The sequence below is a fragment of the Cupriavidus sp. GW822-FHT02D05 genome (assembly GCF_058802485.1).
Map to the genome: position 1 here is coordinate 201,897 of NZ_JBXAOE010000003.1, position 24,786 is coordinate 226,682.

Annotated in this window: 26 protein-coding genes; 14 read left to right on the forward strand and 12 right to left on the reverse strand. The window is 66.3% G+C overall.

Annotated features, from left to right (window positions below; genetic code table 11):
• Positions 1–63: 63 nt before the first annotated feature.
• From AC1RQK_RS05730 to AC1RQK_RS05745, 4 genes are all read left to right on the forward strand, one after another.
• Positions 64–900: a spermine/spermidine synthase domain-containing protein gene (locus tag AC1RQK_RS05730; protein WP_416049677.1), complete on the forward strand. Its 837-nt coding sequence runs from the start codon at positions 64–66 to the stop codon at positions 898–900.
• Positions 901–972: 72 nt separating this feature from the next.
• Complete coding sequence (locus tag AC1RQK_RS05735; protein ID WP_492807993.1) at positions 973–1,413, forward strand: VOC family protein; 441 nt, start codon at positions 973–975, stop codon at positions 1,411–1,413.
• Positions 1,413–2,171: a 16S rRNA (uracil(1498)-N(3))-methyltransferase gene (locus tag AC1RQK_RS05740; protein ID WP_492372937.1), complete on the forward strand. Its 759-nt coding sequence runs from the start codon at positions 1,413–1,415 to the stop codon at positions 2,169–2,171. Before AC1RQK_RS05735 ends, AC1RQK_RS05740 begins: the two co-directional genes overlap by 1 nt.
• Positions 2,172–2,223: 52 nt before the next feature.
• On the forward strand, positions 2,224–2,814 hold the full coding sequence (locus AC1RQK_RS05745) for a YidB family protein (RefSeq protein ID WP_492807995.1): 591 nt from the start codon (positions 2,224–2,226) through the stop codon (positions 2,812–2,814).
• An 84-nt stretch (positions 2,815–2,898) separates the two neighbouring features.
• On the opposite strand, the gene AC1RQK_RS05750 is transcribed toward AC1RQK_RS05745, so the two are convergent.
• The 3 genes from AC1RQK_RS05750 to AC1RQK_RS05760 form a co-directional block, all read right to left on the reverse strand.
• Positions 2,899–3,498 carry a barstar family protein gene (locus AC1RQK_RS05750; protein ID WP_492372935.1) on the reverse strand — a complete coding sequence of 200 codons (600 nt, stop codon included), beginning with the start codon at positions 3,496–3,498 and terminating at the stop codon, positions 2,899–2,901.
• Complete coding sequence (locus tag AC1RQK_RS05755; RefSeq protein WP_318230911.1) at positions 3,495–3,851, reverse strand: guanyl-specific ribonuclease; 357 nt, start codon at positions 3,849–3,851, stop codon at positions 3,495–3,497. The genes AC1RQK_RS05750 and AC1RQK_RS05755 overlap by 4 nt, the downstream gene beginning before the upstream one ends.
• A gap of 407 nt (positions 3,852–4,258) precedes the next feature.
• A complete protein-coding gene (locus AC1RQK_RS05760; protein ID WP_492372934.1) occupies positions 4,259–6,583 on the reverse strand; it encodes an NADP-dependent malic enzyme in 2,325 nt (774 codons plus the stop codon).
• A gap of 274 nt (positions 6,584–6,857) precedes the next feature.
• Here AC1RQK_RS05760 and thiL point away from each other — a divergent pair, with 274 nt between their 5' ends.
• The 3 genes from thiL (at position 6,858) to AC1RQK_RS05775 (ending at position 9,048) form a co-directional block, all read left to right on the forward strand.
• A complete protein-coding gene (gene thiL, locus AC1RQK_RS05765) occupies positions 6,858–7,838 on the forward strand; it encodes a thiamine-phosphate kinase (protein WP_441633812.1) in 981 nt (326 codons plus the stop codon).
• Positions 7,839–7,943: 105 nt separating this feature from the next.
• Positions 7,944–8,510 carry a phosphatidylglycerophosphatase A family protein gene (locus AC1RQK_RS05770; protein ID WP_492372933.1) on the forward strand — a complete coding sequence of 189 codons (567 nt, stop codon included), beginning with the start codon at positions 7,944–7,946 and terminating at the stop codon, positions 8,508–8,510.
• Between the two features lie 40 nt (positions 8,511–8,550).
• On the forward strand, positions 8,551–9,048 hold the full coding sequence (locus AC1RQK_RS05775; protein WP_416049684.1) for a CinA family protein: 498 nt from the start codon (positions 8,551–8,553) through the stop codon (positions 9,046–9,048).
• 48 nt (positions 9,049–9,096) lie between these two features.
• Here the strand turns inward: AC1RQK_RS05775 and pyrF are convergent, their stop codons facing one another.
• Positions 9,097–9,915 (reverse strand): orotidine-5'-phosphate decarboxylase, encoded by an 819-nt coding sequence (gene pyrF / locus AC1RQK_RS05780; protein ID WP_492372932.1) that lies wholly within the window; start codon positions 9,913–9,915, stop codon positions 9,097–9,099.
• A 184-nt stretch (positions 9,916–10,099) separates the two neighbouring features.
• Between pyrF and AC1RQK_RS05785 the strand changes: the two genes are divergently transcribed.
• Together AC1RQK_RS05785 and corA are read left to right on the forward strand one after the other, a co-directional pair.
• Positions 10,100–10,228, forward strand: a complete 129-nt coding sequence (locus AC1RQK_RS05785; RefSeq protein WP_492372931.1) for a hypothetical protein — start codon at positions 10,100–10,102, stop codon at positions 10,226–10,228.
• Between the two features lie 500 nt (positions 10,229–10,728).
• Positions 10,729–11,691 (forward strand): magnesium/cobalt transporter CorA, encoded by a 963-nt coding sequence (gene corA / locus AC1RQK_RS05790; protein ID WP_006162450.1) that lies wholly within the window; start codon positions 10,729–10,731, stop codon positions 11,689–11,691.
• A gap of 53 nt (positions 11,692–11,744) precedes the next feature.
• On the opposite strand, the gene mtgA is transcribed toward corA, so the two are convergent.
• The 8 genes from mtgA to mpl all read right to left on the reverse strand — a co-directional run bounded on the left by mtgA (position 11,745) and on the right by mpl (position 20,291).
• Entirely contained in the window at positions 11,745–12,446 is a 702-nt protein-coding gene (gene mtgA, locus AC1RQK_RS05795; protein WP_492808112.1) for a monofunctional biosynthetic peptidoglycan transglycosylase, read from the reverse strand.
• Positions 12,447–12,547: 101 nt separating this feature from the next.
• Positions 12,548–13,423 (reverse strand): shikimate dehydrogenase, encoded by an 876-nt coding sequence (gene aroE / locus AC1RQK_RS05800; protein WP_492807999.1) that lies wholly within the window; start codon positions 13,421–13,423, stop codon positions 12,548–12,550.
• Positions 13,424–13,440: 17 nt separating this feature from the next.
• Positions 13,441–14,310, reverse strand: coding sequence for an energy transducer TonB (locus tag AC1RQK_RS05805; protein WP_150986893.1), 870 nt, complete (start codon positions 14,308–14,310; stop codon positions 13,441–13,443).
• Between the two features lie 162 nt (positions 14,311–14,472).
• Positions 14,473–16,641, reverse strand: a complete 2,169-nt coding sequence (locus AC1RQK_RS05810) for a ribonuclease catalytic domain-containing protein (protein ID WP_492808001.1) — start codon at positions 16,639–16,641, stop codon at positions 14,473–14,475.
• 183 nt (positions 16,642–16,824) lie between these two features.
• Positions 16,825–17,565 (reverse strand): 3-oxoacyl-ACP reductase FabG, encoded by a 741-nt coding sequence (gene fabG, locus AC1RQK_RS05815; protein WP_492808003.1) that lies wholly within the window; start codon positions 17,563–17,565, stop codon positions 16,825–16,827.
• Between the two features lie 28 nt (positions 17,566–17,593).
• Positions 17,594–18,235 (reverse strand): chorismate--pyruvate lyase family protein, encoded by a 642-nt coding sequence (locus AC1RQK_RS05820; RefSeq protein WP_492808005.1) that lies wholly within the window; start codon positions 18,233–18,235, stop codon positions 17,594–17,596.
• A 7-nt stretch (positions 18,236–18,242) separates the two neighbouring features.
• Positions 18,243–18,881 (reverse strand): YqiA/YcfP family alpha/beta fold hydrolase, encoded by a 639-nt coding sequence (locus tag AC1RQK_RS05825; protein WP_492372926.1) that lies wholly within the window; start codon positions 18,879–18,881, stop codon positions 18,243–18,245.
• A 12-nt stretch (positions 18,882–18,893) separates the two neighbouring features.
• Positions 18,894–20,291, reverse strand: a complete 1,398-nt coding sequence (mpl, locus tag AC1RQK_RS05830) for a UDP-N-acetylmuramate:L-alanyl-gamma-D-glutamyl-meso-diaminopimelate ligase (RefSeq protein ID WP_492808007.1) — start codon at positions 20,289–20,291, stop codon at positions 18,894–18,896.
• A 229-nt stretch (positions 20,292–20,520) separates the two neighbouring features.
• On the opposite strand from mpl, the gene AC1RQK_RS05835 reads away from it, so the two are divergent.
• The 5 genes from AC1RQK_RS05835 (at position 20,521) to accC (ending at position 24,765) form a co-directional block, all read left to right on the forward strand.
• Positions 20,521–21,234 carry a hypothetical protein gene (locus AC1RQK_RS05835; protein ID WP_043349604.1) on the forward strand — a complete coding sequence of 238 codons (714 nt, stop codon included), beginning with the start codon at positions 20,521–20,523 and terminating at the stop codon, positions 21,232–21,234.
• Between the two features lie 113 nt (positions 21,235–21,347).
• Positions 21,348–21,896, forward strand: a complete 549-nt coding sequence (locus AC1RQK_RS05840; protein WP_441634026.1) for a TlpA family protein disulfide reductase — start codon at positions 21,348–21,350, stop codon at positions 21,894–21,896.
• A 206-nt stretch (positions 21,897–22,102) separates the two neighbouring features.
• Complete coding sequence (gene aroQ / locus AC1RQK_RS05845) at positions 22,103–22,597, forward strand: type II 3-dehydroquinate dehydratase (RefSeq protein WP_492808010.1); 495 nt, start codon at positions 22,103–22,105, stop codon at positions 22,595–22,597.
• Positions 22,598–22,755: 158 nt separating this feature from the next.
• Positions 22,756–23,214, forward strand: a complete 459-nt coding sequence (gene accB, locus AC1RQK_RS05850; RefSeq protein WP_492376604.1) for an acetyl-CoA carboxylase biotin carboxyl carrier protein — start codon at positions 22,756–22,758, stop codon at positions 23,212–23,214.
• Between the two features lie 183 nt (positions 23,215–23,397).
• Entirely contained in the window at positions 23,398–24,765 is a 1,368-nt protein-coding gene (gene accC / locus AC1RQK_RS05855; protein WP_043349611.1) for an acetyl-CoA carboxylase biotin carboxylase subunit, read from the forward strand.
• The last annotated feature ends 21 nt before the right edge of the window (positions 24,766–24,786 follow it).

Sequence of the window (24,786 nt, forward strand, 5' to 3'; positions counted from 1 at the left end):
GCGGCCCCGCCTGGCGGCCATCTGCAATGGACCGAATGGCTTTCCCCAGGCGTTGGCACCACCTTGGGCCAGATTCGGCTGCTCGCGGCAATGCGCTCGCCGTACCAGCAAATCGAGATTGGCGAGCATCCCCGCTTTGGCCGGATCTTCCGCCTCGATGGCCGCATCATGAGCGCGGAAGCGGACGCCTTCATCCAGCATGAGCTGATGGTGCACCCCATGGCCGTGGCCCATGGCGCGGCACGCTCCGCGCTGGTGGTGGGTGGCGGCGACGGCGGCTCGGCGCATGAATTGCTGCGCCTGCCCTTCATGCGCGAGGTGGTGGTGGCCGAACTCGACCCCGATGTCGTGACGCTGGCCCGGGCCTGGCTGGACGGCATCCACCAGGGCGCCTTCGAGGATCCGCGCGTGCACCTCGCCATTGGCGACGCGCTGGGCTTGATGGAAGCCTTTGGCCGTGCGGGGCGGCAGTTCGACCTGATCGTATTCGATCTGACCGAGGCCGACGACGGCAGCCCGGCGGCTGCGCTCTTTTCCAACCACGGCCTGCAAACCGCCCGGCGCTGCCTGGCGCCCGGCGGCGCGCTGTCCCTGCACCTTGGCCCGCCGGAACACCGCCCCGATTCGGTCCGCGTGCTCGCCGCGCGCTTGCGGCAGTGCTTTGCGCAAGTCCACCCCATCACCACCTTCATCCCCGTCTACGGCGCGCAATGGGCCATCGCGCTGGCCAGCGACACCCTCGACGTGCGCGGCGCCGATGCCGCGCAGCTCGATGAGCGGCTGCGCGCCTGGAAGCTCGACCGCAAGCTGCGCTGCTACCACGCCGCGCTCCATCCGGCCTTGTTCGCCCTGCCCCTGCACCTGCAGGCGCTTTTCGACAGCGCCTGCGCACCCGCGTAAGATGCTCGCTCGCACCGCGAGTCTTGCCGCCCAGGCAAGCCCCGCGCGGCTTCCCGTAACCAGGAGACGATCATGACAAGACCGGCCAACACCCCCTGGCTCACCCCCTACCTGACGGTGGGCAACGGGCGCAGCGCGCTCGACTTCTATCACCGCGCCTTCGGTTTCAGCGCGGGGAACGTGGTCGACGAAAACGGTGTGCCGACCCACGCCGAGATGCACTACCAGGGCGAGCTCGTCGTGATGTTCGCGCCCGAAGGCGCCTGGGGCAGCACCGCGCGCGCGCCCCACTCGCTCGGCGTCGAATGCCCGCAGACGTTCTACGTCTACTGCGACGACGTCGATGCCATGCACGCGCGCGCAGTCGCCGCCGGCGCGGTCAGCCTGATGGCGCCCGCCGACCAGTTCTGGGGCGACCGCTACTGCATGGTCGAGGATCCCGATGGCTACCGCTGGGGCTTCGGCAAGCCGGTGGACAAAGCCGCCGGCAAGAACGAGGACGGATCCGCCTGATGCCGCCTCGCTTTTTCATTGATGCCACGTTGGCCGCCGAGACCGACATGCCGTTGCCTGAAGCCGTGGTGCGCCATGTCCAGGTGCTGCGGCTCAACCCAGGCGACGACATCACCCTGTTCGACGGGCGCGGCGGCAGCCATGCGGCTACCCTGGTCGAAATCGGCAAGCGCCATGCGCTGGCGCGGATCGGCAGCCACGATCCGTTCGAGGCCGAGCCGCCGTTCCGCGTCACGCTGGCGCAGGGGCTGGCGGGCGGCGACAAGATGGACTGGCTGATCGAGAAATCCGTCGAGCTTGGCGTTGCCGCCATCCAGCCGCTGCAGGCGGCCCGCTCCGTGGTCCGGCTCTCGGGAGAGCGGGCGCAGAAACGCCAGGCGCACTGGCAGGCGCTGGTCGAGGCCGCATGCGAGCAATGTGGGCGCAATCGCTTGCCGGAGGTCGCACCGGTCGCTAACGTGGAATCCTGGCTGGGCCTGCAGGCAAAGCCTGCCGCGGCCCAGGATGGGGCACGGCTGCTGGTATCGCCGCGGGCCTCGCAGTCGCTGGTATCGTTTGCCACCGAGCAGCGCAATGCATTGCTGGACCGCGGCGTGACACTGCTGATCGGGCCCGAAGGCGGGCTGGCGCCGGACGAGGAGGCGGCGGCGCTGCGCGCCGGTTTCACGGGCGTGTCACTCGGGCCGCGCATCTTGCGTACAGAAACAGCCGGGCTTGCCTGCCTGGCCACGCTCAACGCGGTACTGGGCGGATTTTGACGGCACCCGGGCCATCCCGGCCCGGCGCCACACTCACCGGAAGGAGTCGATCATGGGACTACTCGATAGCGTGCTGGGCGGAGTGCTCGGGCAGCGCGGCAGCGGCGACGCGGGCGCTGGCGGCCTGAACCCCAAGATGATGATGGCGCTGGGGCTGCTGGCCATGCTGGCCATGCGCCATAAGGGCGGGGACAGCAGCGGCGGCGGCGCGCAGGATCCGGCCTCGGCAGGCGCGGGAGGCCTCGGCGGCCTTGGCGGACTGCTCGGCGGCCTGATGGGCGGCGGCGCGGCCGGTGGCGCACCAGGCGGCCTCGATCTGGGCGGATTGCTCGGCGGGCTGCTGGGCGGCCAGGCCGGCGGCGCGCCCGCGCTGGGCGCGGCGGCCGGCGGCATCGGCGCCTTGCAGCAGGTCCTGGCCCAGGCGGGCCTGGGCGAACAGGTCAACTCGTGGATCGGCACCGGCGCCAACCAGGCGGTCTCGCCGTCCGCGCTGGCCAGCGCACTGGGTGGTACCGGCGCGCTGGAGAGCCTGGCCGAAAAGACGGGCCTGTCCCAGGACGATGTCGCAGCCCATCTCAGCGAAGGGCTGCCGGAGCTGATCGACAAGCTGACGCCGCAAGGCCAGGTACCGCCGGCGGCGTAACCCCGCGCCCTGCCGGCAAAGCAAAAGGCCCGCTGCTAGCGGGCCTTTTTTTATCATGCTGTCTTCGCTACAGGCGGCTGGCGCTCAGGCGAAGGAGTAGAACACGCGGAACTGCACCTTGCGCTCGGCCCAGAACTCGGCCGCATCACGGAACACATCGAGCAAAACCTCGCGCCCTTCCTTGTCGAACTTCTGCGCAATCGGCAGGCCTTCGAGCACGATCACGAAGCCGGGCTGCGGGCCCGCCTTGTAGATCAGGTCGGTCAGGCAATCGGCCAACGCATCGAAATTCTTGCCGAAATGCTTGGGAAAGAGGAAGTTGGTGGCGATGGTTTCCAGCACTTCCGCCTTGCTCTGGCAGTGTGCGCAGTTCGCATACAGGAAATGCTGGCCCAGCTCCACCGCGGCCTGCGCGAGTTCGGGCACGCGAAACGCGCGGATCGACTGGACGATGTTTGGACGCACCGTCTTGAACAGGGTCATGGCTCCCTCTTGGCTGCCGTCAGTGCCGGCTGCGGGAACGGGTGCGAGCGGCGTTTGTTGCGAGAGCTCGTTGCGGGGCATCGTCAACACGTTGTCGTAAAGATTCTGGGCCTGGGTCTGGGCCCGCTGCCAGCCATCTCCGGCGCCGCGCTCTTCGCGGGCGGCAAGGGCGTCGCCCAGTCCGAAAATGTCAGTCATCATTTGGCTATCCGTTTGAAACTGTTGTAGTGGTCGTCCGTGTAGTAACAGTCGTTGGTGGCGCGTTGATCACCGCCACATACGATCCGTCGTGCTCCTCGATTTCGGCTATTTGTCTTCACCGTGTATTCGCGGTAGTAATTGCGCGACCTTTGCGGCAGGGCGCGCTCGTAGTTGCCGAACCTCGAGCCATCCTTGGCGTAGGGAAACGGGCCACCCGCTTCGATCCGCTCCAACGTGGACTGTGCCTCGTTGGGCAACTGTTGTACTGCGATGGTTCCCGTGCCGTCATCGGCCGCCTGGCGTGCCAGCACCGGCTGCGCCAGCGCGCACGACAACGCCACGCCTGCCAGCACCCGGCTTGCCACTCGCGCCAGACCGGCGACTGAAATCCATTGTGATGCGCGCTGCGTCAAAGGAATCTGGGAACCCACGTTGCTTGTCTTGATTTGAGGACACCAACCAAACGATCCCGGCGCCGCTGCGCGGTTGCCGCGCCACCTAAACTGCCCATTTTGCCTGCGCCCCGGACGGCCTGCGCGTAAATCGACAGCGTCGTCGCGCGTGTAACGAGCGCGTACTTCAAAGGCATAAGGTTACGCCCATGCTAATAAATAATCAATCCCCGCCCCCGGACGGAGTGGAAAACCTCAATTGTTTCAACATGTTAAGAAAATGTGTGCACACACTGACGGGGTGCCGGCGGCAGTAAAAAGACAATAAAAAAGCCGGGCAAGCCCGGCTTTTCAAGACTGACAGGGGTTTAGCGCTTGGCTGCCGCGTCCACCACCACCAGCGACGTCATATTGACGATACGCCGCACCGTGGCCGAAGGCGTCAGGATGTGGACAGGCGCCTTGACGCCAAGCAGGATCGGCCCGATCGCCACATTGTTGCCCGCCGCGACCTTGAGCAGGTTGTAGGCGATGTTGGCAGCGTCGATATTCGGGCACACCAGCAGGTTAGCCTCGCCCTTGAGGGTGCCGTCCGGCACCAGCGTGTCACGCAGCTTCGGGTCCAGCGCGCAATCGCCATGCATCTCGCCATCCACCTCGAGATCCGGGGCGCGCTCGCGCAGGATCGCCAGGGTTTCGCGCATTTTCTGCGCCGAAGGCGCTTCGGATGTGCCGAAGTTGGAGTGCGACACCAGCGCCACCTTGGGGACGATGCCGAAGCGCTTGAGCTCTTCGGCGGCCATCAGGGTGATCTCGGCCAGCTGGCCAGCGGTCGGGTCGATGTTGACGTGGGTGTCGACCAGGAAGATCTGCCGGCCCGGCAGGACCAGCCCGTTCATCGCCGCATACACCTCGTTGGTGCCACCCAGGATCTGGTCGATGTAGCGCAGGTGCGCGGCAGTCGTGCTGACCGTGCCGCAGATCATGCCATCGGCCTCGCCCTGCTTGACCAGCATCGCGCCGATCAGCGTGGTGCGGCGGCGCATTTCCAGCTTGGCGTACTGCTGGGTGATGCCCTGGCGGGCCATCATCTTGAAGTACGCCTCGGAGTAGTCGCGGAAACGTGCATCGTGTTCCGGGTTGACCACGGTGAAGTCGATGCCGCCGCGCAGGCGCAGGCCAAAGCGCTCGATGCGGTGGGCGATGACGGCCGGGCGGCCGACCAGGATCGGGTTGGCCAGCTTTTCGTCGACGATCACCTGCACCGCGCGCAGCACACGCTCTTCCTCGCCCTCGGCGAAGACGATGCGCTTCTTCTCCATGTCGACCTGGCGGGCAGCCGCGTAGATCGGCTTCATCAGGGTGCCGGAGTGGTACACGAACTGCTGCAGCTGCAGGCGGTACGCGTCCATGTCCTTGATGGGGCGCGCGGCCACGCCGGACTTCATGGCGGCCTCGGCCACCGCCGGCGCGATCTTGACGATCAGGCGCGGATCGAACGGCTTGGGAATCAGGTACTCGGGGCCGAAGGACAGGTCCTGTATGCCATAGGCGGTGGCGACGATGTCGCTCTGCTCCTGGCGGGCCAGTTCCGCAATCGCATGCGCCGCGGCGACTTCCATCTCACGCGTGATGGTGGTGGCGCCGCAGTCCAGCGCGCCGCGGAAGATGAAGGGGAAGCACAGGACGTTGTTGACCTGGTTCGGGTAATCGGTACGGCCGGTGGCGATCACCGCGTCCGGACGGACTTCCTTGACCAGCTCCGGCAGGATTTCCGGGTTGGGGTTGGCCAGGGCCAGCACCAGCGGCTTGTCGGCCATGCGCTGGACCATGTCCTGCTTGAGCACGCCGGCAGCGGACAGGCCCAGGAAAATATCGGCGCCATCGATCACTTCTGCCAGCTTGCGCTTGTCGGTCTTTTGCGCAAAGCGGGCCTTTTCCGGGTCCATCAGCTCAGCGCGGCCTTCATAGACCACGCCCGCCAGGTCGGTCACCCAGATGTTCTCGATCTTCATGCCGAGGTCGAGCAGCAGGTCCAGGCAAGCCAGCGCCGCAGCGCCCGCGCCGGAAGCCACCAGCTTGACCTTGCTGATATCTTTGCCGACCACGGTCAAGCCATTGACCACAGCCGCGCCGACCACGATGGCGGTGCCATGCTGGTCATCGTGGAAGACGGGAATCTTCATGCGCTCGCGCAGCTTGCGCTCAACGTAGAAGCACTCGGGTGCCTTGATGTCTTCCAGGTTGATGCCGCCAAAGGTGGGCTCGAGCGCGGCGATGATCTGCACCAGCTTCTCGGGGTCCTTCTCGTCGAGTTCGATGTCGAACACGTCGATGCCGGCGAACTTCTTGAACAGGCCTGCCTTGCCTTCCATCACCGGCTTGGAAGCCGCCGGGCCGATATCACCCAGGCCCAGCACCGCGGTGCCGTTGGTGATCACGCCGACCAGGTTGCCGCGCGCGGTGTAGCGGAATGCATTGAGCGGATCGGCGACGATTTCCTCGCACGCGTAGGCCACGCCCGGCGAGTACGCCAGGGCCAGGTCACGCTGGTTGGACAGCGGCTTGGTCGGCGTAACAGAGATCTTGCCCGGGGTCGGAAACTCGTGATATTCCAGGGCAGCTTTGCGCAGCGCCTCACGCTGCTGCTGCTTCAGGTCGTCTTGGGGCGTGGGCTGCTGGGGACTGGTCATCGGCGCATCTTCCGGTCGGTGGAGCCGTTAATCACGTATGGGACACGAAATGGCGGGTCGGCTCCACGTACCCGCAGTCTCTTCCTTTGGAACCTGGCATTTTATATTGTGAAATATTATTTCACAATAAGCGTTTTGCGCGAGGCACCTTTGCGTTTCGGTACAATATGCCGCATGCCGCCAGCGCTGAACAGCAGGGCGAAACCCGCAGCGGCCGCGACCCGGCGAGGTTTCCCTGGCCCTTCGCAGAATCTCCGCCGCCCCGACTCCCTTCATGCCCGATTCCTCCAGCGCCCAGCTCTCCGAGTTCGACCTGATCCGCCGCTTCTTTACCCGGCCCGCGCAAAAGGCGGTACTGGGCGTGGGCGACGATTGCGCGCTGATTGAAGGGCGCCCCGGACACCACCTTGCCATCAGCACCGACATGCTGGTCAGCGGGCGGCACTTCTTTCCGGACGTGGCGCCGCGCTCACTTGGGCACAAGGCGCTGGCGGTCAACCTGTCCGACCTGGCGGCCATGGGTGCCGAGCCCCGCGCCTTCACACTAGCGCTGGCGCTGCCCGATGCGCAAGCCGCATGGCTGTCCGAACTGGCCGCCGGCATGCTGGAACTGGCAGACGCCCACGGCTGCGAGCTGATCGGCGGCGACACCACGCGCGGCCCGCTGACGCTGAGCCTGACGGTGTTCGGCGACGTACCTGTGCATAAGGCACTGCGACGCGATGCCGCACGCCCTGGCGACGATATCTGGGTCTCCGGCACGCTTGGCGATGCCCGCCTGGCGCTGGGCGACTTCCGTGGCGAATGGCTGCTGCCCGAACCGGACTTCAGCCAGGTGCGCCCGCGCATGGACACGCCAACGCCGCGCATCGCGCTGGGCATGGCACTTCGCGGTGTGGCGCATGCGGCACTCGATATTTCCGACGGCCTGGTCGGCGACCTCGGCCATATCCTGGAGCGCTCCCAGGTCGGCGCCCTGCTCGACGTGGACGCCCTGCCCCGCTCGACGGTGCTGGCCAGCCAGCCGGAGGCGCGCCAGCTGGAATGCACCCTGGCCGGCGGAGACGATTACGAACTCTGCTTTACCGCGCCCGTGGGTGAGCGCGACCACATTGCCGCCATCGGCGCGCGGCTCGGCCTGGCCCTGACGCGCGTCGGCGCGATCACGCCCGAGGCTGGCCTGCGCCTGGTTGACCGCGACGGTAATCCGAGCGCTTACAACGGCACCAGCTTCGACCACTTCGCTTCCCCCTGACAAGCTTGCGTGCGCCGTGTCATCATGCAGCCATGCGGGGCGCCAGACCCTGCCCGGACACGCCGTCCGGCACGATCCCATCCGAACCAGACGAGCCAATCCCTGATGTCCGCCTACCCGCCCGGGCCTACCGCGCACGATCCCGCCCTGACCCTGGAAGCTGGCCAGGCCGCCAAGGTCACGCGCCCTACGGCGCGTTTCATGCTCTCGCACCCTGCTCACCTGATCGCGCTGGGCTTCGGCTCGGGACTATCGCCAGTCGGGCCTGGCACGGTCGGCACGCTGTACGCATGGCTGTCCTACCTAGTGATCTCGATGTGGGTGCAGCCGGAAACCTGGCTGTGGCTGATCGTCGGCGGCTTCGTGCTGGGGCTCTGGGCCTGCGCGCGCACCGCGCGCGACATGGGCGTGTTTGACCACGGCAGCATGGTCTGGGACGAGATCGTGGCGTTCTGGCTGGTCATGGCCTTCGTCATGCCGACCGGTTTCTGGGGCCAGCTTGCGGCGTTCCTGTGGTTCCGCCTGTTCGATATCGTCAAGCCAGCGCCCATCGGGCATCTCGACCGTACGCTCAAGGGACCCGGCCTGCGCGGCGGCTTCGGCGTGATGTTCGACGACATCATGGCCGCCTTCTACACGCTGCTGGTGTTCGCCCTGTGGCGTTCGCTGTGATCGGCGACTCCCCCCCAACCTATCTACTGAATCCGCCATCATGCCCGTCAGCCGCTTGCTCGACCAACTCGCCGTCCAGGTCGGAATCTCCCTGAACGAGAAGTCGCTGTTGCTCGCCACCGCGGAATCCTGCACGGGCGGCCTGGTGGCCGCCGCCATTACCGATGTATCGGGTTCGTCAGGGTGGTTCGAGCGGGGCTTCGTCACGTACTCGAACGAGGCCAAGTCGACCATGCTGGGCGTGCCAGCCAAGCTGATTCGCGATCATGGCGCGGTCAGCGAGGAAGTGGCGCGCGCCATGGCCGAAGGGGCCCTGCTCAACAGCCGCGCCCAGGTGGCGCTGTCGATCACCGGCGTGGCCGGGCCAACCGGCGGTACGCCGGAAAAGCCCGTGGGCATGGTGTGCTTCGGCTGGAGCAACCGCATCACCACCAAGGTGGAAACGCAGCGCTATCGCGGCGACCGGCAGCAAATCCGCCGCCAGGCTGCGGAATACGCGATTCGCGGCCTGCTCGAGCTGGTCCGCAACGAGGCCTGAGGGCTCAGGCACGCGCGGCGGCCAGCAATCCGCCGGCAATGCGGCGGTTCAGCCCTGGCGGAAGCGATTGATGGTTTCGCGCGTCTGCAACGCGACGTTGCGCGCGGCCGCCGCGAAATCCTTCTCGCGGCTGGCGTAGAGGATGGCGCGCGACGAATTGATCATCATGCCGGCGCCAGCGCCGGTGCGCCCCGCGCGGACGGTGGCCTCGATATCTCCGCCCTGGGCGCCGATGCCGGGGATCAGCAGCGGCATGTCGCCCACGATCTCGCGCACCTTTGCAATCTCCGCGGGGAAGGTCGCCCCCACCACCAGCGCCATCTGTCCATTGGTATTCCAGCGCGTGGCGGCCGCCTCGGCCACCACCTGGTACACCGGCTTGCCATCCACCGGCAGGAATTGCACGTCGGAGCCGCCCGGGTTGGAGGTGCGGCACAGCACGATCACGCCGCGATCCGCATAGGCCAGGTACGGCTCCAGCGAATCCAGGCCCATATAGGGATTGACCGTGACAGCGTCCGCCCGGTAACGCTCGAAGGCTTCGATGGCGTACTGCTGCGCGGTCGAGCCGATGTCGCCGCGCTTGGCGTCCAGGATCACGGGAATCCCGGGGTGGGCGTCATGGATATAGGCGATCAACTGCTCGAGCTGGTCTTCGGCGCGCTGCGCCGCGAAATAGGCGATCTGCGGCTTGAAGGCGCAGACCAGGTCGGCGGTGGCGTCGACGATCTCGCGGCAAAAAGAGAAGATCGCACCGCCCGTGCCCGTCATGGACAGGGGCAGCTTGCCCGGGTCGGGGTCTAGCCCGACGCAGAGGAGGGAATCGTTGCGCTGCCAGGCTGCAGCCAGCTGCTCGGTGAAGGTCATGGGATGCTCGCTAATCTGGGTCGGCCGCGTCGGCTGCGCGCCGGGCTTGTCAAGCCGGGTCGGCGCTCCCCCGCGGCAACAGTCGTTCCTGCGATTTTACCCGCTGCGTGCTCTCTTCTGCCGTTCTTCCTCGATACAAAGAGCGGCGTCGCACACAGCGGCCGGCCGGGGCCTGCGCACGCAAATGATGAAATGCAGCCAGATCGAGATGCCGATCGGCGTGCCGAGCTTCCGGATGCTGGTGGCCACGCTGCCCTTCCTGCTGCTCGTGCCCCTATTGCGGCGCTGGCGCCAAAGCGCGCGGGCGGCATAACAACGCACTGCGCACCGGCGCCTCCCATTCACCCACATTTCACTTAACAATCCCCCCCTCGTTGGGCTACACTCGCGGCCATCATAATCCCGGAGAAACTACGTGGGCAGTAGCATCGGGTGTTCGTGTTGCCGCAGCCAGATTGCGATCGCACCGAATGCCATGTCACTGCGGGCTGCGTAACGACGACCGCCGGAGCCGGCTTTATCCCGCTCCACCGCCTCGTCGGACTCGCCCGCAGCACATACTGCGGGTGAGTGTTCTTCCGTGTCCCTGACGGCCGCCGCCGCGCGCCGCTTCGTCCCGGACTAATCCCTCCCCCGGCTTGCCAGCCATGAACGGCAAACGCCATCGCCTTGCGCGCCCTTCGAGCGCACAGCGCGATCACGCTTGCCAGCGGCCCTGTGCTTCGCCGTTTTCGCGCGAAGCATGGGCTCGCCCCATGGCCGGCGAGCCAAGCCTGCGCGTTTCTTCGCCAAACGCAACAAGGAAGCCCTGGGATGATCAACCTGTTCGTCCTGCAGAAAGGCCGGCTCGCACAGGAGCAGGTCGACGATCGCAATGAACTTCTGCAGCACAAGCCAATCTGGATCGATGTCATCAGCCCCGATGACGAGGAACTCGCCTGGATCAAGGAAGCCTACGGCGTAGCCTTGCCCGAGCTGGAAGACCTGGGTGACCTGGAAGCCTCGGCCCGCTACTTCGAGGGCGAGGACGAGAACATCCATATCCGCACCGACTTCCTGCTCGACGAGGAAGACATCTCGCGCAACGTGCGCGTGGCGTTCGTGCTCACGCGCGACGTGCTGTTCTCCATTCACGACGAGGACCTGCCGGTGTTCCGGCTGGTGCGGTTGCGCGCCCGCATGCGCCCGGGCTCGGTGCGCAACGCCAAGGACGTGCTGATGGACCTGTATGCCACCGATGCGGAATATTCGGCGGACTCCATCGAGGAAGTCTACGAGCGGCTGGAGGAAGCCAGCAAGCGCGTGCTGGCGGAGAACGTGACCGATGCCGCGGCGGCCGACGTCCTGGAAACCATCGCCCGCGAAGAGGACTTGAACGGCCGCATCCGCCGCAACGTGATGGACACGCGCCGCGCGGTCTCGTTCCTGATGCGCAGCCAGCTGCTGTCGGCCGAGCAGCAGGACGAAGCCCGCCAGATCCTGCGCGATATCGACTCCATCGAGAACCACACCGCGTTCCTGTTCGACAAGATCAACTTCCTGATGGACGCCACGGTCGGCTTCATCAACATCAACCAGAACAAGATCATCAAGCTGTTCTCGGTGGTCTCGGTGGCGCTGATGCCACCCACGCTGATCGCCAGCATCTACGGCATGAACTTCAAGTTCATGCCGGAGCTGGACTGGGCCGCGGGTTATCCTTGGGCCATTGCGCTGATGGCCGTGTCGGCTGCGATCCCGCTGGTGTACTTCAAGCGCAAGGGCTGGCTAAGCTGAAGTGCGTCTGAACTGCACCTGATGAACTGCACCTGAACCGCGCTGCCCCGGACTCAGTCGGGCAGCGTGGCCGCGCCCATGCGGCGCGCGATGATGTTGGCCTTGACCTTGAAGTTCACACGCACATTGGCGCAGTACTCCTTCTTGTCGAAGCACTTTGGCGCCGGCAGCGCCGCGGCCAGGCGTGCAGCCTGGCCCACACTCAGCTTGGCGGCGCTGGTCTTGAAATAATGCTGGGCCGCGGCCTCCACGCCAAACACGCCCTCGCCCCACTCCACCGAATTCAAATAGATCTCGTAGATACGCTGCTTGTCGAGCCAGAACTCGAGCATCCAGGTAACGGCCAGCTCCTGGCCTTTGCGCAGGTAATGCTGCTCGGACGAAAGGAAGAGGTTCTTGGCCAGTTGCTGCGTGATGGTAGAGCCGCCACGCACGATATGCCCGCGCTTCTTGTTGCGCTCCCAGGCATCGAGCATGGAATCGAGCTCGTAGCCGGGATGGTTGACGAAGTCGGCATCCTCGCTGGCGATCACCGCGCGCTTGAGGTTGCGGGAGATATCGTCATAGCCGACCCAGCGGCGGTCCACCTGGCAGCTCCAGAACCTGAAGCCGCACAGACGCCACTGCTCGGCCCGCATGAACGCAGTGGATGACGGGTTCACGGTTTGCCAGGCAGCGATCTGCAGGAAGAAATACACCTGCATGGCCAGCACGCCGGCGATCAGCGCGCCGAGCAGGTAGGCGAGCCAGCGCAGCGGGTTGAGGCCGCCGCCCCTGCCGCCCCTGCCGCCTTGAGCCGCCCCGGGACGGGCGGTGTGCTTGCGCTCACCCATGTTCGAGCCAGCCGGCCTGCGCTCTAGCGCGCGGCTTCGGCCTGCAGCGCCGCGCGCAGCGTTGCCAGCACGGGCGCGGTGGCGGGCCGCACACCCCGCCAGTTGTAGAAGGCCTCGGCGGCCTGCTCGACCAGCATGCCCAGCCCGTCACTGGTGCGCGCGCCACATTGGGCGGCGAACTTCAGGAATACGGTGGGCGCCGCGCCGTACATCATGTCGTAGGCGAGCACGTCCTTGCCCAGCAGTTCCGCCGGCACCGGCGGCAACTCGCCCTGCAGGCTGCTGCTGGTGGCGTTGATGACCACGTCGCAGGCGTCTTCATCGGTCAAACCCGCCAGGGCGTCAAAACCACCGCCCCACAGTTCCACGCCGTACTCGTCCGCTTGCTGGGCCACGTTTTCCAGGATATCGCTCGCGCGCTGCGGCGTGCGGTTGGCCACCACGATGCGATCCGGCCGGCAGGCGATCAGCGGCAGCATGGCGCCCATGGCGGCGCCGCCCGCGCCCAGCAACAGGATGCGCTTGCCTTCAAGCAAGGTATCGAGGTTGACCTCGATGTCGCGCGTGAGGCCGACACCGTCGGTGTTGTCGCCGTGGATCACGCCGTCCTCGATCCACATGGTGTTGACCGCGCCCGCGCTCTCGGCGCGCGGCGTCAGGCGCTCGGCGAGGTCGTAGGCTTCGAGCTTGAACGGCACGGTCACGTTCAGGCCGTGGCCGCCGCCGTCGAAGAAGGTGCGCACGGTGGCGACGAACCCATCGAGCGGCGCCAGCAGGCGCTCGTACTCGACGGCCTCGCCGGTCTGCTGCGCAAATGCGGCATGGATGGCGGGAGAGCGGCTGTGCGCGACGGGGTTGCCGATCACGACGTAACGGTCGGCGGGAGTCTGGGATTGCATAGTGTCAGGTGATGGCGTCATCGGGACTGCAGGCGAGTTTCCAGCCCACTGCGCGAAAACTTGAATGTGGAGATCACTTCGAGAATATCCTGGCGCGCCTGCATCTGCGCCGTGAACCCGCCGAACGGCGCCGCCGCCCGCACGATGGCAACCGCCTGGCGGTCCAGCACGGGATCGCCCGAGCTCTTGACCACGTCAATGGCGTCGATGTTGTAGCCATCGCGGTTATAGCCAAGCCGGCCCTGCCGGTTGACGTTGATCACCAGGATCAGTTGCCCGTAGATCGGCTTGCCATTGCGCTGGGGGAAATCGGTGGTGCCGCGCGCTTCGATCTTCTGGCGCAGGCGGTCGTAGTACTGCGCGTATTCCACTTCCTGCGCGCTGGTGGCGGTGAGCTGGTAGCGCTTGGGCCGCTTGGCGTATTGCTCGAGGTTGCGGCCGATCTCGGCTTCGAGCTTGGCCATCTCGTCGAGCGAGGTGCGTTCGTCCTGGCCGCGCAGCGGGTTTTCCACGCGCTGCTGGCCTGGCTTGAGCGGCTGGCTGTGCACGGACGGCGCGGCTTCGCGCGACTGCGTCATCAGGCGCTGCTGCTCCTGCTCCATCTGCTCCACGCGGCGCTGCATCTGGCGCACCAGGTCGCCGTCCTTGGTGACGGTCTGTGCCGGCAGCGGCGTGGTGGCGCGCTGCTGGTCGTGCTCGCCACCGCCGTCGAGGTTGGCCTGGGCCAGCACGGTGGGGTTCTGCGGGCGCTGCGCCGATTTGGAATTGACCAGCACCACATCGAGCGCGGCGTCGGTGCGCTTGATCTCGAACGCCTCCGGCGCCACGACGCGCACGGTCAGCAGCAAGGCATGGGCCAGCAACGAGACGACCAGCGCCTTGGCCATCGTGCTGCTGGCGTTCCACCACTGGCGGGGAGAAAAAGCGGCTTTCACGATGGGCGGGACGTTGGCTGGGAAGCGTCGATCGGGCGAGACTGGGGCCGGGGTCCGTGGGACCCCGGGGTCAGACTGCGATTGTAAGGGAGCGCCTCGTTTTTTCCGAGGAACTCAGCCTGCGCCGCCGGTGCCGGTGTCGCGTGTGTCCGACGCAGCGCCTTCGCTTGTGGCAGCTGCAGCACTCGCGGCTTCGTCATCGCCGGCTTCCCCGGTCGCAGCGTCAACCTCACCTTCGGTTGCCCCTTCAGTTGCCCCTTCGGCCGCACCCTCGGCAGCGGCTTCGGCAGCCTCCTCGGCCGCGGCTTCAGCGGCGGCTTGCGCCGACACTTCGCCGGCTTCGTCGTCCCGCTCCATCTCCTCCTGCGGCAGCTCGCCTTCGCCGGCAAACACCTCCAGGACCCGGCATGACACTTCCAGCGAGATCTCGTCGATCGCGCCGATCTCCAGCAGCACCTGGGTGCCGCGCGACGCCTGCATCAACTCCGGCACGCGCGTGACCAGCGGGATCTCGGCAAAGCGCACCGCGCCTTCCTTGAGCACCGAGCCCATCAGGCGCTCGCGCTTTTCCTGCTGCAGCCAGCGCAGGCACCAGTAGCGCTCCATGGTCGACTGGTGGTCGGCATAGGCAGCGTAGGTGCCTTCGAAATCCGCCACCGCGGCCAGCAGGTCCGAATCCTTGGGCTTGAACGGCGCCACCAGCTTGGCCGTGATGCCATGCTGGGCGACTGCCAGGATCTGCCACTGGTTGACCAGGTCGACATAGCGGCGCAGCGGCGAGGTGCTCCACGCGTATTGCGCCACGCCCAGCCCCTCATGGGGCGCCGGGTAGGTCTGCATGCGGGTGCGGTTCATGCCCCAGGCCTTCTGCGTGCGGTAGATGCCCGGCACACCGTTGTCGGCAAGCAGCTTGCCCCAGGTGCTGTTGGCCAGGATCATCAGCTCGGCGACGATCTTGTCGAGCGGGGAGCCGCGGCGGCGCTGCTCGATGCGCACGCGTTCGCCGCCATCTTCCAGCAGGTCGATGTAGAAGCTGTAGTCGGCGCGGTTGTGCGACTCGGGACGCAGCCCGCTGGCCAGACGCGCCTTCTGGCGTTCGTCGTGCAGCCAGCCGGAGAAATGGAACAGCTGGGTCAGCGCGTCGCGGAACGGGTAGTCGCCGGTGCCGGCAGCCAGCGCGGCCTCGGTCACCACATCCTCAAGCAGGTTGTGGCGCAGGTTGGCCGCGATCTTGACCAGCTCGGCGCGGGTCTCGCTGCTGACGATCATCTGCAGGGCCGGGTCGTAGACCACGTACAGCGACAGGGCCGGGCACTCGCGCCCTTCCTGCAGCGTGTAGCGCTCCACCACCGAATCCGGCAGCATGGTGATCTTGTCGCCGGGGAAATAGACTGTCGACAAGCGATGGCGCGCCACGGCGTCGAGCGGCTCGCCACGGCGGATGCCCAGGCCGGGCGCCGCGATATGGATGCCCACGCGGATCTTGCCACCGTCCAGCGGCGTGACCGACAGCGCATCGTCGATCTCCGTGGTGGTGACGTCATCGATGGAGAACGCCTCCACATCCGCGCGCGGCAGTTCGCCGGCGGGTTCCGGCACGGCCACGTCGGGAAAGCCGGTGCCCTTGGGGAAGCACTCGGAGAGGAACTTGGCCTCATGCAGCGCGCGCGGGCTGGCAATGCCGCCCACCGCCACCATCAGCCGCATCGGCGACATGCCTAGCGCGGTGCAAGCGGCGTCCATCGCCTTGTATTCGAGGCTGTTCTTGTCGGGCTTGAACAGCAGTTGCAGTGCCTTGCCGCGGAACGCATCGGGCAGAGTCAGGGCCTTGAGCTGGTTTTCGTACTCGGCCTGCACCAGGGCTTGCTGCTTCTTGCGCTCGAGCGCGGCGAGCGCAGCCTTCAACTGGTCTTCCGGCGCACGCTGGTAGCGCCCGCGGCCCTTGCGGCGGAAATAGACCGGATTGCCGTGCAGCGTCTGCGCCAGCGCGGCTTGCTGCACCACGCTCGCACCCGCGCCGTAGTACTCGGCCGCCAGGTCGACAAAGCCGAACTCGTCCTCCGACGCGCATTCCCACAGGAATTCCAGGTCGACCTCGCCGACCAGGTCGGCGGCCTGGCGCAACAGCTCGATCGCCGACGGCTGCGCGAACTGCAGCAATACGTCGCGCGACTTGACCTTGGTGCGCTTGCCCGCGGGCAGCTCCACCTGGTACGACTCGCCCTGCTGGGTCAGCACGGTGCCGGCGCGAATCTCGCCGCCTTCTTCGAACAGCAACTGCATGGATCGGTACTTTCAGAAATGCCGGGAACCGCACTTGGCAAACCAAGCACCCTGGCGCTTTGTCACGCCTGCGGGAACGGCCCGGTGAGAGAAATGGTGCAAGGCCGCCTTCAGGCAAGGCGGCAACCGGACCTGAGATGATACCGCACCGCGCCGGCTGCAAGCCCGGCGCAGGGCGGGCTGTTACAGCGACATGCCGCCGCTGGCCTCGATCGCCACGCCATTGACGTAGCTGGCATCGTCGCTGGCAAGGAAGGTGTAGATGCTGGCGATTTCGGCCGGCTCTGCCAGACGGCGCAGCCAGCAAGACGATTTCATGCCGTCCAGCACCTTCTCCGGCACGGTCCGCAGGATCTCGGTGGCGACGAAACCCGGGCACACCGCGTTGACGCGCACGCCCTTGGGGCCCAGCTCGCGCGCCCACGTCTTGGTGAAGCCGATCACACCGAACTTGCTCGCCGCATAGTTGGTCTGGCCGAAGTTACCGTACAGGCCAACCACGCTGGAGGCATTGAGAATCACACCTTTGCCCTGCTCGGCCATGATGTCGGCCACGGCCTGGGCGCAGTTGAAGACGCCCTTGAGATTGACGTCGATCACCGCGTCGAACTGGACTTCGGTCATCTTGGTCAGGCGTGCATCCTTGGTGATGCCTGCGTTATTGACGAGGATGTCGATGCGGCCGTGCTTGGCCAGCGTGGCCGCCACCATGGCGTCGACCTCGTCGCGGCGCGTCACGTCGACCTTGTGGGCGCTCACGGTGACGCCAGAAGCGGCGAGCGTCTCGGCGGCAGCGCGCACGCGCTCCTCCTGCACGTCGCAAAGCACCACCAGCGCACCTTCCGCGGCAAAGCGCTGCGCGGTGGCAAAACCGATCCCGGCGGCAGCGCCGGTAATGATGGCAACACGTCCCTGCAATTTCATGGTGGTCGTCTCTTGTTCTTGGTCGCGATTATCGATTTGGGGAAAATTCTTGCTCTGGATGGCTACCTGGCGGCTTCTGCCTGGAGCCGCTCAGTTCCGGCGCGGGCCGCGCCAGCAGGTCGGGCAGGAATACCTCGGTCACCAGCATGACGCCGTCGCCACGCCGGAAGGCCGAACGCCGCGCAGGCAACACCGATGACGCAGCGAGCTCCCGCATGGCCGGCACGGCTAGTTCCAGCCGGCGCCGCAGCGGGTGATGCGCAAGCAGGCGCGCAAAGGCAAACGGCTCGCGCCGCACGCGGGGATCGACGAACAGCGCGCCGCCCAGCGGGCGCTCGCCCAGGCCGCGCAGGAATGGCCAGTCGCGCCGGGCATGGTCGGGCTTCACCACGGTATGGGCAAAGATGGCCGGCACCCCGTCACAGATCAGCAGCACCTCGCGCGCCAGCGCGCGGCGGCGGGCAGGCAGCCCCAGCGCCTGCCATTCATCGGCAAGGGCGAGTTCAATGCGCTGCGCCAGGCGGCGCACCCGGAAAGCGTCCGACGCTGCCACCAGCCGGGCGGTGAGCGAGCCATCACCGGTCACCCAGCGGCGCAGGTTGGCGCTGATGGCGGGATCTTCGGGTAAATGGGCGTGCCAACCACTGCGGCGCAGATGCGCCCCGTTCATGCCGCGCTCATGCCCGTGGCTCCGGATCGATGGGGTCGATGGCGTCGCCCTGGCTGAGCTGGCCATCGGGTCCATAGCCGCAGAAAGCGAGGACTTCGTCGACGTAGTCGGCAAATTCACTGATGCCGTGGTCGCTGCCCTCGATGACGCGCGTGTGCGCGCCGGGGAAGGCCGCCAGCATCTCGCGATAGTCCAGCACCTCGTCGCCGGTCGCAGCCATCAGGAAATAGCGCTGCGGCCGGGTGATGGGCTCGACCCGCAGCGCCAGCAGTTCATCCAGATGGTGGCGCTCCACCCGCACCGAGCCGCCACCGTGCCAGAGCGGCTGGTCGCCCAGGTGGCGCTCCAGGTCGGTCCAGGGATGCACCGCCGGGTTGAGGAGCACAGCGCGGCAGCCGTGGCGCTCGGCCAGCCAGCGCGCATAGAAGCCACCCAGCGAGGAGCCGATGATGGTGAGCGGCTGCGCGCCACCGGCTTGCGAGGCCGCGATGGCCGCTTCGGCCTGGGCGATGGCCTGGGCCGGCGACACATTCAGCACCGGGCAAGCGTAATAGCGTCCCACGCCCCATTCACGCATGCGCTCCTGGACCAGGCGCGCCTTGAAGGACTGTGGAGATGAGCGGAAACCGTGCAGGTATAGCAGCATGCCAGGCCCCGCTCAGGCGCAAGCACCTGCGGCAAAGGCGTCCAGCAGCTTCTGGTGGACGCCGCCGAAGCCGCCGTTGCTCATGACCAGCACATGGTCGCCCGGGCGCGCGGTGGCTCGCACCGCGCGGACCAGCTCGGGAAGGTCGCTGAAGGCGGCCGCGCGCTCGCCCAGCGGCGCCAGCGATTCGGCCAGGTCCCAGCCCAGGGCATCCTTGCCGCTGGCCGCGCCATACCCGAACACCAGGTCTGCCGCCTCGAGGCTGGCCGGGAGTTGCGCCTTCATCACGCCCAGCTTCATGGTGTTGGAGCGCGGCTCCAGCACCGCCAGGATGCGCGCCGCGCCAACCCGCTTGCGCAGGCCGTCGAGCGTGGTCTGGATCGCAGTGGGATGGTGGGCAAAGTCGTCATAGACCGTGATGCCATCGACCACGCCACGCACTTCCATGCGGCGCTTCACATTCGCGAAGCGCGACAAGGAATCGATAGCTTGCGGCGCTGGCACGCCCACATGGCGGGCAGCCGCAATCGCAGCCAGCGCATTCATCCGGTTGTGCGTGCCTTGCAAGGCCCAGCGGAGCCGGCCTTGCAGCACGTTGCCGAACCAGACATCGAAACTGTCCTGGGTCGTGCCGTCGCCGATGGCATCGCCTTCGGCGGGCTCGCCCGCACGCCAGTCGCCGATGCCAAATTGCTCGGTCTCGCTCCAGCAGCCCCGCTCCAGCACGCGCGCCAGGCTTTCCTCATAGCCGTTGACGATCAGCCGGCCCTGCTCCGGCACGGTGCGCACCAGATGATGGAACTGGGTCTCGATGGCGGCAAGATCAGGGAAGATGTCGGCGTGATCGTATTCCAGGTTGTTCAGGATGGCGGTGCGTGGACGGTAGTGGACAAACTTGCTGCGCTTGTCGAAGAACGCCGTATCGTACTCATCGGCCTCGATCACGAAGAAGTCGGACTCGGTCACCCGCGCCGACACGCCAAAATTCTGCGGCACGCCGCCCACCAGGAAGCCCGGCTGGTAGCCGGCATCTTCCAGGATCCAGGCCAGCATGGAGGTGGTGGTGGTCTTGCCGTGGGTGCCCGCCACCGCCAGCGTCCATTTGCCGCGCAGCACATGCTCGCCGAGCCACTGCGGGCCGGAGACATAAGGCAGGTTGCGGTTGAGGATGGCCTCCATCAGCGGATTGCCGCGCGACACCACATTGCCGATGACGAACAGGTCCGGCTCCAGCGCTAGCTGGCCGGGATCAAAGCCCTCGATCAGTTCAATGCCCTGCGCCTCGAGCTGCGTGCTCATCGGCGGGTAGACATTGGCATCGCATCCGGTGACGCGGTGGCCAGCCTGCTTGGCAAGCACGGCGAGGCCGCCCATGAATGTGCCGCAGATACCAAGGATGTGAATATGCATGGGATTTAGGATTGGGCGGGCCAGGGCGGCCGGGCCGGGTTGCTTCTGGATGGAAAGAATTGTACCTGAGGGGGTGACGGCGACGCCGTGCGGGAAAGGCCCGCGGCCGGGCACGGCAGATTTCCGGGCCGGCGCCTTCGCTCCGAGGAATCTCCCCGTCACCAGCCACTCTAAAAAGCAAAACCCGACCCTAGCGCGCAGGCCGCGATCCCTCCGGTATCATCCCCCCATGCCCCGCCGCCCCACCCTCGACCCCATCCGCCTGCGCGAGGAAATCGCCCAGGCCGCCGCCCGCATGATCGCGGAAGATGGCACCGACTACGCCACGGCCAAGCGCAAGGCCGCGCGGCAACTGCTGGGTGACGTGCGCGTGGCGGGCGAGTGGCTCCCCGACAACGAGGCCGTGGAGGCGGAGGTCCGTCTCTATCAGGCACTGTTCCACTCGGAGAGCCAGCCCCGCGTCCTGGCGCTGCTGCGCCGGCTGGCCGTGCTTGCCATGCGCGACCTTGCCGCATTCCGCCCGTACCTGGCCGGGGCCGTGCTCAACGGCACCGCCACCGAGCATTCCGACGTCTATCTGCAGTGCTTCTGCGATAGCCCCAAGGATCTCACCCTGCACCTGCTCAACGCTGGCGTGGACTTCGACACCAGCGAGACCCGGCACTTCGCCGGCCGCGGCGAGGTCGAGACCCTGAGTTTCCTCTGGAAGGGGCAATGGCCAGCCATGCGCGACGCGCGCCTGCTGGCTGGAGAGATCCGTGCGGAACTTGGCCAGCCCGTCGGCATTCATATAGCGCTGTATGATGCGGATGACGAACGCGGCGCAGTCCGGGCCGCGGCTGGCGGCCGGGTTGCCCGTGCCGATGTGGATGCGGTACTGGCGCTGCTGGCGGCCGCCGAAGCGGCGGCACCCCAGGTGCCCGACGCGCCCGCAGCGGCCTGAGCGCCAGCCTTGACCCGGAGCGTGAGCGAGGCCAGCCACAGGCCATGTGCACCTTCCCTATCGAGCCATCCGGGTTCTTACCTCTTCCATCAGCCGCTATCTTTCTTGCTGCCATGACCTCTTCCACCAGCACTCCTGTCCGCCGCAGCCGCCTCTGGGCCTGGCTTGCCGTTGCCGTCGTGGCCGCCGCCGCGGGCGCGCTGGCCGGGCACTATGTGTTTTCGCCCAAGCCGGCATCCGACGAGGCAGTCGAGACGTTCCTGCGCACGCAACTGCCAGATCCGGACGGCGCCCAGATCAACTTCGCGCAACTTCGTGGAAAAACGGTGGTTGTGAACTTTTGGGCACCCTGGTGCGGCCCCTGCGTGGAAGAAATGCCCGACCTGAATGCGTTGCATAAGGAATACACGGGACGAAAAGTGGAATTTGTCGGCATCGGCATCGATTCCGCCAACAATATCCAGCAGTTCATCAAGAAGATCCCCGTCTCCTACCCGCTGGCCGTGGCCGGCTTTGCCGGCACGGAGCTCTCGCGCAACTTTGGCAACGCGGCCGGCGGCCTGCCCTATACAGTGATCATTGCGCCAGATGGCACGGTCAGCTACCGCAAAATGGGCAGGGTTTCCCCTGACGAGCTGCGCGCCGCGCTGCCTCGCAGCTAGCCATAAGATTCTTGATTTGGGGCGATTTTCTCCTAATCTTGTTCGATCATCACGCAATTTGATTGAAACGCGATTTCGCGACTCCAAAGTGCGGAATCGAGCCTGAAAACTCGCCTGCTTCGAAGCTGCCTATGTCTACGCTGCTAGACAAATCACTCTAAGCTACGGTAATCTCCGCGCAATTTCGTTGAAATGGTCGAGCCGCCGTGATCGATACACCTCCCGAACGCCGCTCTCCCCGCTACCGCAAGGTGCTGGTCCTGCACGGACCGAACCTGAATTTGCTGGGCACGCGGGAGCCGGAAACTTATGGGTACACGAAACTAGCCGATATCGACCTGGCCCTCGCGCAGCGAGCCCGCCAGACCGGCATCGCCCTGGCTACGTTTCAGTCCAACCATGAGGGCGCGCTGGTGGATCGTATCCATGCCGCGCGCGACGAGGGCGTGGATTTCATCATCATCAACCCGGCCGCCTATACGCATACCAGCGTAGCGCTGCGCGATGCGCTGGCCGGGGTGGCGATTCCGTTTGTGGAAGTCCACTTGTCGAACGTGCATCGGCGCGAGAACTTCCGTCATCACTCTTACTTCTCCGATGTGGCGATCGGAGTGATCTGCGGACTTGGCTGGCAGGGGTATCTGCTGGCGCTGGACTATGCCCTCGGGCAGGAGCTGGAACAGGCGCTGCCCGAGACCTGATCCGCCCATTGATTTCTTAAACCGTTACCGCGCCCCCGGCGCCTGCCCCACCGCCATGTTCGCGGCGGACCAAGGCAGCCCGCCGGAGGCGTCAGTTTTTCCCGGACGCAGCCACCAGAGCGGTGGCCGCCGGACAACCCGATTCAGGAGGATAGAAGATGGACCTGCGCAAGCTGAAGACGCTGATCGACCTGGTGGCCGAGTCCGGCATCTCCGAGCTGGAAGTCACCGAAGGCGAAGGCAAGGTGCGGATCGTCAAGGCGCCGCCGCAGGTCATCGCCGCGCCGATGGCCATGCAGCCGATGCAGGCACTGCCTCCGGCCGCCGCGCCGGCCGCGATGCCCGCCGTCGGCACCGAGCCGGCCGCGCCGCAACTGCCGGTGGGCCATGTCGTGACCTCGCCGATGGTCGGTACCTTCTATCGCGCACCGTCGCCGGGCGCGGCGTCGTTCGTCAATGTGGGCGATACCGTCAAGGAAGGCCAGACGGTCTGCATCATCGAAGCGATGAAGCTGCTCAACGAGATCGAGTCGGACAAGGCTGGCGTCATCAAGGAAATCCTGGTCGAGAATGGCCAGGCGGTGGAATACGGCCAGCCGCTGTTCATCATCGGCTGAAACTGACCGGCATGCCGCGCCGCCCGCAGCCTGCGCCGGAATTCTCCGGCCAGCCACGGCGGCGACGGCCACCGGGCGTTCCTCGTCCCGGTGCCAGCACCCCCGCCCGCACTCCGGCTGCCCTCGCCGGGGGCGCCACGATCCGCCGCGGTGGGACCGCCTTTCTCCTCGCAGAGAGTGACTATGTTTGAAAAAATTCTGATCGCGAATCGCGGTGAAATCGCCCTTCGCATCCAGCGCGCCTGCCGCGAGCTCGGCATCAAGACTGTGGTGGTGTATTCGGAAGCCGACAAGGAAGCCAAGTACGTCAAGCTGGCCGACGAAGCCGTCTGTATCGGCCCGGCACCCTCGCCGCTGTCGTACCTCAACATGCCGGCCATCATCTCGGCCGCCGAGGTGACCGACGCGCAAGCCATCCACCCGGGCTACGGCTTCTTGTCGGAAAACGCCGACTTCGCCGAGCGCGTGGAAAAGTCCGGTTTCGTCTTCATCGGCCCGACCTCCGAGAGCATTCGCCTGATGGGCGACAAGGTCTCGGCCAAGCAGGCCATGATCAAGTCCGGCGTGCCGTGCGTGCCGGGCTCCGAAGGCGCCCTGCCCGACGACCCCAAGGAAATCCTGGCCACGGCGCGTGCCGTGGGCTATCCGGTCATCATCAAGGCAGCGGGCGGCGGCGGTGGCCGCGGCATGCGCGTGGTGCACACCGAGGCAGCCCTGGTCAATGCGGTCAACATGACGCGCGAGGAAGCCGGCCGTGCCTTTGGCAACCCGGAGGTCTACATGGAGAAATTCCTGGAGAACCCCCGGCACGTCGAGATCCAGATCCTGGCCGACCAGCATCGCCAGGCCATCTGGCTGGGCGAGCGCGACTGCTCGATGCAGCGCCGCCACCAGAAGGTCATCGAAGAAGCACCTGCGCCGCACATCCCGCGCCGCCTGATCGAGCGCATCGGCGACCGCTGCGCCGAGGCCTGCAAGAAGATCGGCTACCGTGGCGCCGGCACCTTCGAATTCCTGTACGAGAACAACGAGTTCTACTTCATCGAGATGAACACGCGCGTACAGGTTGAGCATCCGGTCACCGAGATGATCACCGGCATCGATATCGTGCAGGAGCAGATCCGCATCGCCTTTGGCGAGAAGCTGCGCTGGCGCCAGAAGGACGTGCAGCTGCGCGGCCACTCGATCGAATGCCGCATCAACGCCGAGGACCCGTTCAAGTTCACGCCGTCGCCCGGGCGCATCACCGCGTGGCACATGCCCGGCGGTCCCGGCGTGCGGGTCGACTCGCACGCGTATGATGGCTACTTCGTGCCGCCCAACTACGATTCGATGATCGGCAAGATCATCACCTATGGCGCCACCCGCGAGCAGGCCATCGCCCGCATGCGGATCGCGCTGTCGGAAATGGTGGTGGACGGCATCCAGACCAACGTACCGCTGCACCGTGAGCTGATGCTCGATGCCAACTTCGTCGAAGGCGGCACCAGCATTCACTATCTCGAGCACCGCCTGGCCCAGAAGAACGTGGCCAAGGGCGGCAAGATCTGAAGCCCCGGCGCGGCCAGTCAT

Bases quoted from the DNA above. Each gene is read 5' to 3' on its own strand.
- AC1RQK_RS05775 (WP_416049684.1), top strand. From the start codon at position 8,551: ATGCCCGTCAGCCGCTTGCTCGACCAACTCGCCGTCCAGGTCGGAATC.
- corA (WP_006162450.1), top strand. From the start codon at position 10,729: ATGATCAACCTGTTCGTCCTGCAGAAAGGCCGGCTCGCACAGGAGCAG.
- AC1RQK_RS05760 (WP_492372934.1), bottom strand. From the start codon at position 6,583: ATGACCAGTCCCCAGCAGCCCACGCCCCAAGACGACCTGAAGCAGCAG.
- AC1RQK_RS05785 (WP_492372931.1), top strand. From the start codon at position 10,100: ATGATGAAATGCAGCCAGATCGAGATGCCGATCGGCGTGCCGAGCTTC.
- thiL (WP_441633812.1), top strand. From the start codon at position 6,858: ATGCCCGATTCCTCCAGCGCCCAGCTCTCCGAGTTCGACCTGATCCGC.
- aroE (WP_492807999.1), bottom strand. From the start codon at position 13,423: ATGCAATCCCAGACTCCCGCCGACCGTTACGTCGTGATCGGCAACCCC.
- AC1RQK_RS05735 (WP_492807993.1), top strand. From the start codon at position 973: ATGACAAGACCGGCCAACACCCCCTGGCTCACCCCCTACCTGACGGTG.
- accB (WP_492376604.1), top strand. From the start codon at position 22,756: ATGGACCTGCGCAAGCTGAAGACGCTGATCGACCTGGTGGCCGAGTCC.
- AC1RQK_RS05840 (WP_441634026.1), top strand. From the start codon at position 21,348: ATGACCTCTTCCACCAGCACTCCTGTCCGCCGCAGCCGCCTCTGGGCC.
- AC1RQK_RS05770 (WP_492372933.1), top strand. From the start codon at position 7,944: ATGTCCGCCTACCCGCCCGGGCCTACCGCGCACGATCCCGCCCTGACC.
- accC (WP_043349611.1), top strand. From the start codon at position 23,398: ATGTTTGAAAAAATTCTGATCGCGAATCGCGGTGAAATCGCCCTTCGC.
- AC1RQK_RS05820 (WP_492808005.1), bottom strand. From the start codon at position 18,235: ATGAACGGGGCGCATCTGCGCCGCAGTGGTTGGCACGCCCATTTACCC.
- AC1RQK_RS05825 (WP_492372926.1), bottom strand. From the start codon at position 18,881: ATGCTGCTATACCTGCACGGTTTCCGCTCATCTCCACAGTCCTTCAAG.
- mpl (WP_492808007.1), bottom strand. From the start codon at position 20,291: ATGCATATTCACATCCTTGGTATCTGCGGCACATTCATGGGCGGCCTC.
- AC1RQK_RS05740 (WP_492372937.1), top strand. From the start codon at position 1,413: ATGCCGCCTCGCTTTTTCATTGATGCCACGTTGGCCGCCGAGACCGAC.
- AC1RQK_RS05745 (WP_492807995.1), top strand. From the start codon at position 2,224: ATGGGACTACTCGATAGCGTGCTGGGCGGAGTGCTCGGGCAGCGCGGC.
- AC1RQK_RS05835 (WP_043349604.1), top strand. From the start codon at position 20,521: ATGCCCCGCCGCCCCACCCTCGACCCCATCCGCCTGCGCGAGGAAATC.
- fabG (WP_492808003.1), bottom strand. From the start codon at position 17,565: ATGAAATTGCAGGGACGTGTTGCCATCATTACCGGCGCTGCCGCCGGG.
- AC1RQK_RS05805 (WP_150986893.1), bottom strand. From the start codon at position 14,310: ATGGCCAAGGCGCTGGTCGTCTCGTTGCTGGCCCATGCCTTGCTGCTG.
- AC1RQK_RS05810 (WP_492808001.1), bottom strand. From the start codon at position 16,641: ATGCAGTTGCTGTTCGAAGAAGGCGGCGAGATTCGCGCCGGCACCGTG.
- AC1RQK_RS05750 (WP_492372935.1), bottom strand. From the start codon at position 3,498: ATGATGACTGACATTTTCGGACTGGGCGACGCCCTTGCCGCCCGCGAA.
- pyrF (WP_492372932.1), bottom strand. From the start codon at position 9,915: ATGACCTTCACCGAGCAGCTGGCTGCAGCCTGGCAGCGCAACGATTCC.